General features: G+C 41.2%; 16 protein-coding genes. 10 read left to right on the top strand and 6 right to left on the bottom strand.

Annotated elements, in window-relative coordinates; translation table 11 throughout:
* Window positions 1–169 precede the first annotated feature (169 nt).
* Window positions 170–661, bottom strand: coding sequence for a YajQ family cyclic di-GMP-binding protein (locus tag QFZ72_RS23530; protein ID WP_307438308.1), 492 nt, complete (start codon window positions 659–661; stop codon window positions 170–172).
* Window positions 662–1,216: 555 nt separating this feature from the next.
* Here QFZ72_RS23530 and QFZ72_RS23525 point away from each other — a divergent pair.
* Together QFZ72_RS23525 and QFZ72_RS23520 are read left to right on the top strand one after the other, a co-directional pair.
* A complete protein-coding gene (locus tag QFZ72_RS23525) occupies window positions 1,217–2,071 on the top strand; it encodes a CvfB family protein (RefSeq protein WP_307439962.1) in 855 nt (284 codons plus the stop codon).
* Window positions 2,072–2,161: 90 nt separating this feature from the next.
* Window positions 2,162–2,371, top strand: a complete 210-nt coding sequence (locus QFZ72_RS23520; protein ID WP_307438306.1) for a hypothetical protein — start codon at window positions 2,162–2,164, stop codon at window positions 2,369–2,371.
* 183 nt (window positions 2,372–2,554) lie between these two features.
* Here the strand turns inward: QFZ72_RS23520 and QFZ72_RS23515 are convergent, their stop codons facing one another.
* Window positions 2,555–2,686, bottom strand: a complete 132-nt coding sequence (locus QFZ72_RS23515) for a DUF3941 domain-containing protein (RefSeq protein WP_307438305.1) — start codon at window positions 2,684–2,686, stop codon at window positions 2,555–2,557.
* Between the two features lie 54 nt (window positions 2,687–2,740).
* Window positions 2,741–3,601 carry a DegV family protein gene (locus tag QFZ72_RS23510; RefSeq protein ID WP_307438304.1) on the bottom strand — a complete coding sequence of 287 codons (861 nt, stop codon included), beginning with the start codon at window positions 3,599–3,601 and terminating at the stop codon, window positions 2,741–2,743.
* 197 nt (window positions 3,602–3,798) lie between these two features.
* Between QFZ72_RS23510 and QFZ72_RS23505 the strand changes: the two genes are divergently transcribed.
* Complete coding sequence (locus QFZ72_RS23505) at window positions 3,799–4,641, top strand: YitT family protein (protein ID WP_307438303.1); 843 nt, start codon at window positions 3,799–3,801, stop codon at window positions 4,639–4,641.
* Window positions 4,642–4,655: 14 nt separating this feature from the next.
* Window positions 4,656–5,132, top strand: coding sequence for a BsuPI-related putative proteinase inhibitor (locus tag QFZ72_RS23500; protein ID WP_307438301.1), 477 nt, complete (start codon window positions 4,656–4,658; stop codon window positions 5,130–5,132).
* 111 nt (window positions 5,133–5,243) lie between these two features.
* Here the strand turns inward: QFZ72_RS23500 and QFZ72_RS23495 are convergent, their stop codons facing one another.
* From QFZ72_RS23495 to QFZ72_RS23485, 3 genes are all read right to left on the bottom strand, one after another.
* Window positions 5,244–5,516 carry a DUF3813 family protein gene (locus QFZ72_RS23495; RefSeq protein ID WP_307438299.1) on the bottom strand — a complete coding sequence of 91 codons (273 nt, stop codon included), beginning with the start codon at window positions 5,514–5,516 and terminating at the stop codon, window positions 5,244–5,246.
* A gap of 1 nt (window position 5,517) precedes the next feature.
* On the bottom strand, window positions 5,518–5,667 hold the full coding sequence (locus QFZ72_RS23490) for a hypothetical protein (RefSeq protein WP_168713755.1): 150 nt from the start codon (window positions 5,665–5,667) through the stop codon (window positions 5,518–5,520).
* A 110-nt stretch (window positions 5,668–5,777) separates the two neighbouring features.
* Window positions 5,778–6,590 (bottom strand): Cof-type HAD-IIB family hydrolase, encoded by an 813-nt coding sequence (locus tag QFZ72_RS23485; protein ID WP_307438296.1) that lies wholly within the window; start codon window positions 6,588–6,590, stop codon window positions 5,778–5,780.
* Window positions 6,591–6,706: 116 nt separating this feature from the next.
* Here QFZ72_RS23485 and QFZ72_RS23480 point away from each other — a divergent pair, with 116 nt between their 5' ends.
* The 6 genes from QFZ72_RS23480 to QFZ72_RS23455 all read left to right on the top strand — a co-directional run bounded on the left by QFZ72_RS23480 (window position 6,707) and on the right by QFZ72_RS23455 (window position 12,590).
* A complete protein-coding gene (locus tag QFZ72_RS23480; RefSeq protein ID WP_307438294.1) occupies window positions 6,707–7,486 on the top strand; it encodes an alpha/beta fold hydrolase in 780 nt (259 codons plus the stop codon).
* A 51-nt stretch (window positions 7,487–7,537) separates the two neighbouring features.
* A complete protein-coding gene (locus QFZ72_RS23475; protein ID WP_029565125.1) occupies window positions 7,538–7,846 on the top strand; it encodes a metal-sulfur cluster assembly factor in 309 nt (102 codons plus the stop codon).
* Between the two features lie 521 nt (window positions 7,847–8,367).
* Window positions 8,368–9,405 (top strand): N-acetyl-gamma-glutamyl-phosphate reductase, encoded by a 1,038-nt coding sequence (argC, locus tag QFZ72_RS23470; RefSeq protein WP_307438290.1) that lies wholly within the window; start codon window positions 8,368–8,370, stop codon window positions 9,403–9,405.
* 11 nt (window positions 9,406–9,416) lie between these two features.
* On the top strand, window positions 9,417–10,643 hold the full coding sequence (argJ, locus tag QFZ72_RS23465) for a bifunctional ornithine acetyltransferase/N-acetylglutamate synthase (RefSeq protein ID WP_307438288.1): 1,227 nt from the start codon (window positions 9,417–9,419) through the stop codon (window positions 10,641–10,643).
* 10 nt (window positions 10,644–10,653) lie between these two features.
* Window positions 10,654–11,433, top strand: a complete 780-nt coding sequence (argB, locus tag QFZ72_RS23460; RefSeq protein WP_307438286.1) for an acetylglutamate kinase — start codon at window positions 10,654–10,656, stop codon at window positions 11,431–11,433.
* On the top strand, window positions 11,430–12,590 hold the full coding sequence (locus tag QFZ72_RS23455) for an acetylornithine transaminase (RefSeq protein WP_307438284.1): 1,161 nt from the start codon (window positions 11,430–11,432) through the stop codon (window positions 12,588–12,590). The genes argB and QFZ72_RS23455 overlap by 4 nt, the downstream gene beginning before the upstream one ends.
* Window positions 12,591–12,633: the final 43 nt, after the last annotated feature.

Here is a 12,633-nt window from a genome sequence, read left to right as displayed (position 1 = left end):
TTTACAAAAAGATATTATATCTAATTTACATGTTTTTTCGGATAGATTCAATACAAAAGTAAAAGTTTTCTGAATAGACGCGGAATTTATTGGTGGAAAATCGAAGCAGAAACTTGCGGAACAACGAAACAAACACCCAGCAGAGAAGAGCTCGAGTGTTTGGTTCACTTTATCTGAAATTAATAAATTGAACATCTATCGGCAAGTCGGTTCCGCGAACGGCTGCAATCACCTGCTGTAGGTCGTCCTTATTTTTGCCGGTCACACGGACCTGATCGTCCTGAACCTGAGTTTTTACTTTTAATCCGGAATTTTTAATAATGGCATTAATCTTTTTTGCATTATCCTTATCAATACCCTGAATCAGCTTAGCGCGCTGGCGAATCGTTCCGCCCGATGCACCTTCGATTTTTCCGTAATCAATATTTCGTGTCGCTACATTGCGTTTAATCAATTTAGAAATAAAAACATCCTTTAACTGATCCATTTTAAACTCATCATCTGAAACTAAAACAATCTCTTCTTTTTCAAGTGAAATGCTGCTTTTGCTCCCTTTAAAATCATAGCGGGTGCCGATTTCCTTCATCGTCATCGTAATTGCATTTGTCACCTCAGGCATATCCACCTTTGAAACAATATCAAAAGAACTGTCCTTCGCCATAAGAATCCTCCCAAAAGTTTATATTATCTATAGATTATAGTAGAATGAACAGGGGATAACAACATTTGAAGTGCGGAATCGCCCGTTTAGCTCCGACAGACAGATAAGGCTCCGCCAGAAAAGGCGCTTTTTGCCTTTACTGGCGGAGCCGTTCTGGCCGAGGAGCTGGGCGATGGAGCCGGACAATACGAAGTGCGGAATCGCCTGTTTAGCTCCGAAAGACAGATAAGGATCTCCCAGAAAAGGCGCTTTTTGCCTTTACTGGCGGATCCGTTCTGGCCGAGGAGTTAGGCGATGGAGCCGGACAAGACAAAGTACAAAAACGCTAAGGTTGGAGTAGTCTACAGCATTGAGAATGAAGTCCGATTTTGACTTTTTCGCCGAATCCGTTCTGACCGAGGAGTTAGGCGATGGAGCCGGACAATACGAAGTGCGGAATCGCCTGTTTAGCCCAGGAATTGGCCATTAAACTGCAAATACATACATAAATGTCCGCTTCAATTTGAAAACTAACAGCAGATGCATCCTGCATAAGAAAGGAACGAAATACATTTGATGAATCCAGGAACGTTTATGACGCTTTCAATAGATGAAAAATTAGATTATGGCTATTATTTAACAGACGGAGAAAGCCGTGTGCTGCTCCACAAAACCGAAATCACGGAGCCGATTGATGACAAAGAAGAAATTGAGGTTTATTTAATTGTCGATCATGAAGACCGTCTTGCCGCAACTATGAAGAAACCGAAAATTACCGAGGATCATTACGACTGGGTTGAGGTTGTAAGCGTAAGAGAAGACATGGGAGCGTTTGTTGATATTGGTTTATCCAAGGATGCGCTAGTAGCAAACGATATTCTTCCAGCGTTTATCGAGGTTTGGCCAGAAGAGGGGGACATGCTTTATTGTTCTTTGAAGGTAACGAAAAATGGCAGGTTTTTCACGAAGCTTGCAACGGAAGATGTCATGCAGGAGAAGATCGTATCAGCAGAAGGTACAGCCAACAATAAAACTGTGACAGGCAGAGTTTACAGAATGATTATTGCCGGCTCATATATTATTACAGAAGAAGGCTACAAAGGATTTATTCACTCTTCGCAGCGTAAAAGGGAGCCTCGTTTAGGCGAGCTTGTAACAGGGCGCGTAATTGATGTAAAGGAAGATGGAACAATCAACGTATCTCTTCTTCCAAGAAAGCATGAAGCATTGGATGAGGATGCACAGCAGCTTTATGATTACATGGAATCAAGAGGCGGAGCGATGCCATTTTTCGATAAGAGCGACCCAGAAGACATTAAAGAACGCTTTAACATGAGCAAAGGCGCGTTCAAGCGTGCAATCGGCTCATTGATGAAAGCCGGGAAAGTTTATCAGGAAGACGGCTGGACATATTTCAAAAAGGAACAGTAAGCGAGTTGATCGCTTGCTAGTGCATTTGAAGATATCGATCTTAAAGTAAAAGGGATCTCATCAGAATTAAATGATTTAAAATCAGGAATATTGAATTCCAAAAAACTCGGAGAGCAAGTTCTGCAAAATGTAGAGAGCATCAGTGCCGTTGTAGAAGAGACGGCAGCAGGAAGCGAGCAAATATCTGCTTCGACAACTGAACAGCTGCTCGCATTCGAAAAAATGGTGGAAAAAGTGATTGAACTCAGACAGCTGACAGATGATTTAAATCAGACACTTTCGAAGTTTAAGCTACAATAAAACAAAAACAGCAGCGGAAAATCGCTGCTGTTTTTTCAAAGATATAAGAAATTTTGCGCATTTAAGTCCAGCTTCAGCGACTAACTCCTCGGTCAGAACGGATCCGCCGCAAAAAAGTCAAACCCGGACTTTTCCGGCGAATCGTTATCTGCCATTCAGAGCTGACCAGGGCTTCCGCTTCTCTTATAAATGGTCGGTCTTTTTAGAATATTGTAATTCGCCTTTTTGGCGGTTTTTCTCGCGCATCATGTTTCGTTCATGTTCTTTGGCATTATTGTCTTTTGCTTTTTTGTCGTTATCGCTTGTATGCGGCATCATAAAAACTCCCTTACTGAAAAGATACGTTTATGTTGCCCTGTAAGTATAATATTATGAGATCGGTTTATTTGAAAAGAAAATGGCAATCGTACCAGGTCCAGAATGCGCTCCAACTGAACAGCCGACTGTGTTTATATATACTTCATTCGGATGAAATTCAATTTCAATCATTGCTTTTATTTCCTTGGCGGAGTCCTCATCATCCCCGTGACTGATGGCGATGGTCTGACTTTCAAGATTAACGCCCCGCTCTTTCATCAGCTCGATGACCCTTCTGAAAACTTTTTTCCGGCCTCTAAGTTTTTCAAGCGGAATCAGCTTGCCGCCTTCAACATGAAGAAGCGGTTTGATGTTGAGAAGACCGCCTACAAATGCAGATGCTTTGCTGATTCTTCCGCCTCTTGCTAAATATTCTAAGTTATCGACGGTAAAAATGTGCTCTGTATGTTCACAAAAGTCCTTTACAGAAGCTTCAATTTCATGTAGAGTGTTTCCTTTACTGGCTAGGTCAACTGCATATTTAACGGCAAGTCCAAGGCCAAGGGAAGCGCATTTAGAATCCACAATGGAAAGCTCAAAATCAGGATATTCCTCTTTGACTTCGTTTCCAATCATGACAGCAGTCTGATAGGTTCCGGAAAGCTCCGATGAAAAAGCAACATACAATACCGGCACTTGTTTCTTTGCAAATTCAGTGAATGCCTCTTTTACATCAAGAGGAGAGATTTGAGTCGTTTTAGCTATTTTCCCTTCACGCATCGCGTCGTATACTTCTTTAGGGGAAATCGTGACTAGATCGCGATAGTCATTTTCCTCAATATGTACACCAAGAGGGAGAAGTGTAACGCCGTGTTTCTCATAAAATTCAAGCGGCAGATCGCATGCACTGTCTGCGACGATATGTACCATCATTTTGACACCTCATTTCATCTGGATTTACCCGCAAAACGGGATAATAGCCTCATATATAGTTTTAAATTAGCACTTAGCCAAAAAGAAGTAAAGAATGTTACGCTGCCCTAAAACACAATATTTGTATTGATCTGCAAGAAATTGGGGTAAATCAGAAATACTATCATTATCTTATAGCCCGGGAGGATTTTCTGCAAATGGTTTATGAAGAAGTAAAAAAAGCGGTTGTCGTTATTTTTGGAGCGCTGCTGAATGCTGTCGGCCTGAATTTATTCATGATTCCTGCTGATGTTTATGCGAGCGGATTTACCGGCATCGCCCAGCTCTTATCAAGTGTAATTAAAGAATACACCCCCCTTTACATATCGACAGGGGTGCTTCTGCTCCTTCTTAACATACCAGTAGCCATTCTCGGATGGCAAAAAGTCGGGAAATCGTTCACTCTGTACAGTGTACTTAGTGTAGCAGCCACCACACTATTTTTATCGATTGTCCCCTTATATCCTTTGTCGGAGGATATTTTGCTTAACGCAGTATTTGGAGGCGTCATTGTTGCGATCGGCGTAGGCATTACGCTTAAATATGGTGCTTCAACGGGCGGACTGGATATTGTGGCAATGATCCTTTCTAGAATGAAGGATAAACCGGTCGGCACTTATTTCTTTATCTTAAATGGAATTATCATTTTTACAGCGGGATTGCTTTATGGATGGGAAAAAGCGCTCTACACTCTTGTTACGCTTTATGCATCAACAAGAGTCATTGATGCGATTCATACAAGACATGAAAAATTGACAGCCATGATCATTACAAAACAAGCGGATGATCTAAAAAAGGCCATTCATGCTAAAATGGTAAGAGGGATTACAATGGTTCCTGCTAAAGGAGCATTTACAAACGAGCCAAAGGATATGCTGATGATTGTGATCACGCGCTATGAGCTTTATAATTTAGAAAAAATCATTAAGGAAGTTGATCCAAAGGCATTTACAAATATCATTCAAACAACAGGAATCTTTGGTTTCTTCCGTAAAGAATAGGAGACGTGCACGATATGAAAAAGCTTGTATTTATTATGCTTGGCTTATTATTTCTTGTCGGCTGCGGTCAAACTGCTGAAAATAAGGATGAAGCGGAAGAGGTGTCCGGTGACGTGGAGATGAAAGAAGTTCAATTAGCTGTTGAGACGAAGGAAAGCCCTGAAAGTGTGCAAATCAATATCAGCCTTAAAAACAATACAGATGAAGAAAAGAATTTCGAGTTCTCATCAGGACAGAAATATGAAATTATCATTACAGATTCAAACGGAGCGGAAGTGTACAAATATTCAAAGGGAAGAATGTTCACTCAAGCTCTGCAGTATCTAAAGCTGCCTCCAGGAGAAAGCAAAACCTGGCAGGAAACATGGGACAAGAAAAGTGCAGGAAATAAAATTGAAGCGGGTGATTACACAGTAACGGTTTTATTAACTGGAAAAGCTGAAGGTGTAAAAGCCTTAGAAGCAAAGGATAAATTCACGGTAACTGAATAAAATGAAAAGCTGCGGAAAATTCCGCAGCTTTTGTTTAATATGGGTTAATCATAGGTGCCCTGCTTCATGCGGGCTCTGCTTAGTAAAACGGCTATTTCTGACACCGTCTTACTACATATTCTTCAATTCGTTTTGAAGCTCGCTTAGCTGTTTTTGTTCTGCAGGAGAAGCATTTGCAAATGCAGACATCAATGCGCCTTCTGCTTTTGCTTTTGTATCCGCATCAGCATGTGCATGCTGGCCGGAAAACTGATTTTGCTCGTTGTCATCATGCTGGCTGTATTGGTTCTGCTGATGATTATGATCGTCATTCATCTTGCCGCTTAAAACCTCGCCAGCTTTTTCAACTGCTTTTCTTGCTGCCTGAAATAGTTGATTGCCCATATTAAAAGCCTCCTAAAGAGGATTTTTCTGCCATTTGAGCTTTGCGCTCTTCTGACTCAGCCATTGTTGTGTGATAAGGGAAACGTTCATCATGTTTCGAAACGGAATCTTTACCTTGCTGTACAAAGCGTTTAGATTTATTACTGCTCATGCGAAATTCCCCCTAAAAGAATGTTTGCTGACGCTGCTGATGCGTCTCCTTTATTTTGTCTCAATGGGGTTTGTTCTATGGATGGTAATCTTCACTAAAAAAGGATGCCCTTATAGCGACAAGGCGTCCTTTAAGTAAATGGCAATGCCATCCTCTTCATTTGTTTTCGTTTCTCTGTTTGCAACCTTCTTGAGTTCAGGAATGGCATTACCCATCGCAACACCCTGACCGGCATATTTCAGCATTTCAAGATCATTGTCTTCATCACCGAATGCAATGATTCTTTCTGCGGGAATGTTGTACGAATCAGCAATTTTCTTTAATCCCACGGCTTTATTCATTCCGTGCTTGATGATTTCTATGACGTGCCATGGGGCAGCCCAGCGTCTGTGATCGACAAGCTCAGCATGAACATCTGATAAGTAGTTGCGGATATTGTCCACTTCTTCCTCAGAGGCATGGATAAGAATACTTGTTACATCATCCCCAAGATTTTTACGCAGGTCTCCAACGGTGATGTCTGAAGTATTCATTGTGAAAATATCAAGAAGCTTTTCGTCGTGATAATGGAAATACACATGATCCATTACTTCGGCAAGTATATTATTGACGTTGTGCTTTTCGCACACTTCAACGATTTGCTTGACAACTTCTAGAGAAAGAGCCGTGTGAAACGATCCCCACTGATCATCTTTTGGATGATGGATGAATGCTCCGTTAAAGTTGACGATTGGCGTATCCAACTGAAGCTCCTCGTAATACATTGAACTGGCACGATACGGCCGTCCTGTTGAGATGCAGACAATATGTCCTGCTTCTTTTGCTTTTTTAATGATTTCTTTTGAATAAGCAGAAATCGTTTTATCATCTTTTAATAAAGTACCATCTAAATCAAGTGCAATTAAATAAGGTTTTGTCGTCATAGAAGCTCCTTTATTCTTTGAATTAAAAAACAAGTCCTACTAACAGTGTATCTTTTTTCCAAGATTATTGTCTACATGTTACACTTATGATAAAGAAAAAGAGGGAGGCATAAAACATGATCGCTGTTGAAAAAATGAATGCAGCCGGTATTCCATTACTTCATGTGGTAAAGGATTCTGCCAAAAATGAAAAAACACCGTTTGTCATTTTTGTCCACGGTTTTACAAGCGCGAAGGAACATAACCTGCACTATGCCTACCTCCTTGCTGAAAAAGGAATTCGTGTTGTACTGCCGGATGCCCTGCATCACGGAGAAAGAAATGAAAATCTTTCTGGACTAGAGTTAAATATGCAATTTTGGAGCATTGTAATAAATGAAATCAATGAATTGCAGACAATTAAGGACTATTTTGAAAAAGAAGAACTGATCGATCCCGGTCAGATCGGTGTTGCAGGAACTTCCATGGGCGGGATTGTGACTCTTGGAGCTTTGACGCAATATGAATGGATCAAGGCAGCTGCAAGCTTAATGGGAAGTCCTTATTATGAACAGTTTTCCCGACAGCAAATACAATATATACAAAAAATGGGCATTAAAGTTCCGCTCACTGATGAAGAGCTTGAGCAGCACTTCTTAAGTCTGCAGGCCTATGATTTAAGTATACATACTGAAAAGCTCGCAGCGCGTCCATTATTATTCTGGCACGGTAAAAAGGATCAGGTCGTTCCTTTTGATCCGACCTACACGTTTTTCCAGGAAATCAAATCTTCCTATGAGGAAAGACCTGAATATCTGAAATTTATCGCGGATACCAATGCAGATCATAAAGTTTCAAGAGAAGGACTTATTGCAACCGTCGACTGGTTTGCCGATTTTTTACTTGAAAGCAGATAATTTCAGATTGCTGCATGGTTTCGATATACTTTGCTATGAGGAGTGATTGCTATGGATGAAGCATTAAAAGAAAATATATATGGAGCGCTAGAACTTGTCGTTGACCCGGAGCTTGGTGTTGACATTGTGAATCTTGGACTTGTTTATGATGTAGATCTTGACGAGAACGGTACGGCGCTTGTTACGATGACCTTAACTTCAATGGGCTGTCCGCTTGCCGGGACAATCATTGATCAAGTAAAAACAGCCTTGCGTGATATTCCTGAAATTAAAGAAACAGAAGTAAATATCGTCTGGAATCCGCCTTGGACTAAAGACAGAATGAGCCGAATCGCCAAAATAGCATTAGGCGTGCAGTGAAAAAAGTGATATCCCGGTTCTGAACCGGGATTTTTTGTCGGAAAATAGGAAGAAGTACTCAAAGTGGATGAAGTCCTTGAGACATCGAAAACTTATCATAAATGTTTACCATAGAAAGCGAATGACACCCTGAAACCGCTCAAATCCATCAAATCAGGTAACCATAGAAAGCAAATGACACCCTGAAACCGCTCAAACCCATCAAATCGGGTAGCCATAAAAAGATAATCCCACAAAAAACCTCTAAAATTCAAAAATCAAGTACTCGAATGAAGCAAATCCAACCCCTAAACAGCAAAATCCAGAAAAGTATTTCAAGCAATGCCGGCTCAGTCCCCTATCCAAACACTCCTTTCAAATAATATGTGAAAAGTTTGCCTCCTTTTTCTTCCGCAAGGAAAATGCAATCAATCTATAAAACTTAAAAAATATTTAAATATACAATTGATTTTATTTTTATGCAGTATTATAATGGGTACTAATTCAAACAGCAGAACGATATAAATTAAAGGGTGATACATTTGAATGTAGGTATTATAGGTGCAACGGGCTATGGAGGCAATGAGTTATACCGGCTTCTCACAAAACATCCGAAAGTTGACAAATGTATTCTATATACATCTTCTGAGGAAGGAAAGCCATATAGGGAATCTTATCCTCATTTAACCGGCATTAGTGATGAATTACTGGTCAGCATAGACTGTAACAGGATTGAGAAAGAGGTTGATACCCTTTTTATGGCCTCTCCGCCTGGAGCTGCGGCTGAGATTTTGCCTCAAATCAACCTGGATCAGGTAAAGGTAATCGATTTATCCGGAGATTTAAGATTAAAAGATTCTGCTTTATACGAGAAATGGTATAAACGAAAGGCTGCAGACCAGAGGATTGTTGATGAAGCGGTATATGGTCTTTCTGAGCTGAATAAACCATCCATTATGAACGCATCCATTCTGTCAAATCCAGGCTGCTTTCCGACAGCGTCCATCCTGGGACTTGCGCCGGCTGTATCTAATGGGATGATCAATGAATCTTCCATTATTATAGATGCGAAAACAGGTGTTTCAGGTGCAGGTCGAAAAGCAGTCGCGGGTGTTCATTATTCAGAAGTAAATGAAAACTTGAAAATCTACAAAGTGAATGGACACCAGCATATACCTGAGATTGAACAAGCGCTTCAGCGTATGAATGAAAACATTTCAGCCATTACCTTTCAGACGCATTTGGTTCCAATGACAAGGGGAATTATGGCAACCATCTACGCGAATACAAAAGGTGAAATGAGTTCAGAGGAATTACTCGAATGCTATCAAGCTTTTTATAGAGATTCCTATTTTGTCAGAGTGAGGCCGCTTGGTGAATTTCCATCGACAAAAGAGGTATACGGTTCAAATTTTTGTGACATCGGCCTTTCTTATGATGAGCGGACAGAAAGAATCACGATCGTTTCAGTGATTGATAACTTAATGAAGGGCGCTGCAGGCCAAGCAGTGCAAAACTTTAATATTATGAATGGATATGAAGAAACAATGGGTCTTGAGCTCACACCGCTATATCCATAGGAGGTTGTATTATGCTGAAAGTAAAAGAGTCAATCGGGCTCCGGAAAATAGATGAAGGATCGGTTACAACGCCTGCTGGATTTACGGCAGATGGCGTACATACCGGATTGCGGTATTCTAAAAAAGATTTAGGCGTATTGATAAGCGAAGTTCCTGCAAGCTGTGCTGCAGTTTACACGCAAAGTCATTTTCAGGCAGCTCCGCTGAAAATAACACAAGAAAGCATTGAAATAGATCACAAGCTGCAGGCACTTATAGTGAACAGTGCGATTGCCAATGCATGTACAGGAGAGCAGGGATTAAAAGATGCATATGAAATGAGAGCTCTGTGCGCGAATACTTTTGCTTTGAAAGAAGAGCATGTGGCTGTAGCTTCAACAGGTGTTATCGGCGAATACTTGAAAATGGACTGCATTCGAAATGGTGTGGAGGATATTTCTCCTTCAAAAGATGGGTCACCGGCTTTTCAAGAGGCGATTTTAACGACCGATACAGTGACGAAGAAATCATGCTATGAGATGACGATTGACGGAAGAAAAGTCACAATTGGCGGATGTGCAAAAGGCTCCGGGATGATCCATCCAAACATGGCGACAATGCTTGCATTTGTTACAACTGATGCCGCCATAGAAAGCAATATTCTGCAGCAGGCCCTCGCTGAATTAACGAATGTATCTTTCAATCAAATTACGGTCGATGGCGAAACTTCAACGAACGATATGGTGCTTGTGATGGCCAATGGCTTAGCAAATAATGAACCTCTGTCCCCTGAGCATGATGATTGGGATACTTTCAAACAAGGGCTTAAACTTGTATGCGAAGATCTTGCAAAGAGTATAGCAAGAGACGGTGAAGGCGCTACGAAGCTGATTGAAGTGACAGTAGAAGGAGCAGCAACTGATGCGGAAGCAAGAATTACAGCAAAAAAAGTGGTAGGTTCAAGCCTTGTTAAAACAGCCGTTTATGGTTCTGATGCCAACTGGGGAAGAATTATCGGTGCAATCGGCCACAGCAGAGCAGAGGTGAATCCTGATAAAATCGGCATCTTTTTAGGTGATCAATGCCTGTATCATAATGGCCAGCCTCAGAATTTTTCAGAAGATAAGGCAAAAGAGGTGCTGGAAAAAAGCACAGTGAATATCCATATTGACCTCCGAATCGGAAACGGAGAGGGAAGAGCCTGGGGCTGTGACCTGACATACGATTATATCAAAATTAACGCCAGCTACAGAACGTAAGGAGAGAATCATGAGCAAAGTTGTCGTGTTGAAGTGTGGAGGAAGTATTGTTGATGAACTGTCAGAGGCATTTTTTGGAAGCCTGCACGAGCTGAAAAAACAAGGCTATAAAGTAGTCATTGTCCACGGCGGCGGACCTGCAATCAACAGCGTTCTAAAAAGCATGAACGTTAAGACTCAATTCATTAACGGGCAGAGAAAAACAACAAAGCAGGTTCTTGATATCGCGGAAATGGTGCTTGCAGGCCAAATCAATAAGCAGATTGTGAGAGCTTTGGAACAAAATAATCTTATGTCAGCAGGAATTGCAGGGTCTGATGGCGGAATGCTGACAGCAGAGTTTTTGAATGAAACAGAGCTTGGGTACGTCGGGAAAATTTCAAACGTCCAAACTCATCTGATCAAAACGCTGATTGAAGGCGACTATGTACCTGTCATCGCCCCGATTGCAAGAACAAAAAATCATCAAACTCTTAATGTCAACGCTGATACAGCAGCTGCAGCTATAGCAAGTGCACTTGGTGCCAAAAAACTGCTGTTTGTTACAGATGTGCCAGGTATTTTGAAGGAAAAACAAGTAATTAACCATACAACTCCAGATGAAATCGAAGAAATGATAGGTGCTGGCATTATTAACGGCGGGATGATTCCTAAAGTTCAGGCTGCGATGAAGTCATTATCTCATTCTTTAAAAGAAGTGATGATTGTCAGCGGTCAATCAATGTTTGTTGCAGAACAATCCATCTTGGGAACAAAAATTACCTTAAAAAAGGAGGCTGCATTAAAATGAGTTTTGTATTTCCGACATATGCGCGCTGGGATTTGGAAATAAAGGAAGCGAACGGCTCAGTCGCCACCGATCAAAATGGCAAAACCTATCTTGATTTTATCTCTGGAATTGGTGTTTGTAATTTAGGCCATGGAGACAAAGACGTGAAGCAGGCTGTTCAAGATCAGCTTGATAAAGTCTGGCACGTTTCGAACCTTTTTCAGCATTCATTGCAAGAGGAAGTTGCGGAAATCCTTACAGCGAACAGCTGCGGAGATGCCGTATTTTTTTGCAACAGCGGGGCTGAAGCGAATGAAGCTGCAATAAAGCTTGCCAGAAAGCACACAGGCAAATCAAAAATTGTTACCTTTAAACAATCGTTTCATGGAAGAACATTTGCAACAATGTCTGCAACAGGACAGGCCAAAATTCATGATGGCTATGGACCATTATTGCCGGAATTTGAATACCTGCCTTTTAATGATACAGAATCTCTTCAGCAATTAGATGGAGATGGCTATGCTGCTATTATGCTTGAAGTTATTCAGGGAGAGGGCGGAGTCGTACCGGCAGAAGCTTCTTTTATAGAAGAAGTAAAGCATACATGCGAACGTCTTTCCGCCCTGCTGATTATTGACGAAGTGCAGACAGGTATTGGACGGACAGGTCTGCCGTTTGCTTATCAGCATTATCAGGCAGAACCTGATATTATTACAGCAGCCAAAGGACTTGGCAGCGGATTTCCTGTTGGAGCCATGATCGGGAAAAAAGAACTGATTGCATCCTTTCAGCCTGGCTCACATGGGACGACGTTTGGGGGAAATCCACTGGCTATGGCTGCAGCTAAAGCAACGCTCACAAAAATTTTTCAGCCCCCATTCTTGGATGAAGTCGTGAAAAAATCGGAGAAAATGTCAGGTTTGCTTAAAGATGCATTGCTTCATACTCCTTCTGTAACTGAGATTAGAGGAAAAGGCCTAATGATTGGTATTCAATTAAATCAGGAATCGGCTCCTATTATTTCTGAATTGCGAAGCAATGGTTTATTAGCACTCCCGGCAGGTCCAGATGTAATCCGTCTCCTTCCTCCGCTTACTGTAACAGCTGATGAGATAGATGAAGCGATTGATATCATCGGAAAAACGATCAAACACACAGCACTGACAGTAAACCAATAACATAAATTTTTTTACAACGAATTGCATAATTATGCTTGTATAT

The organism is Bacillus sp. V2I10 (genome assembly GCF_030817055.1).
In the GTDB taxonomy this organism is placed as follows: domain Bacteria; phylum Bacillota; class Bacilli; order Bacillales; family Bacillaceae; genus Bacillus_P.
Note: the sequence above shows the minus strand (reverse complement) of the source record. Positions and strands in the feature narration are given on the sequence as shown.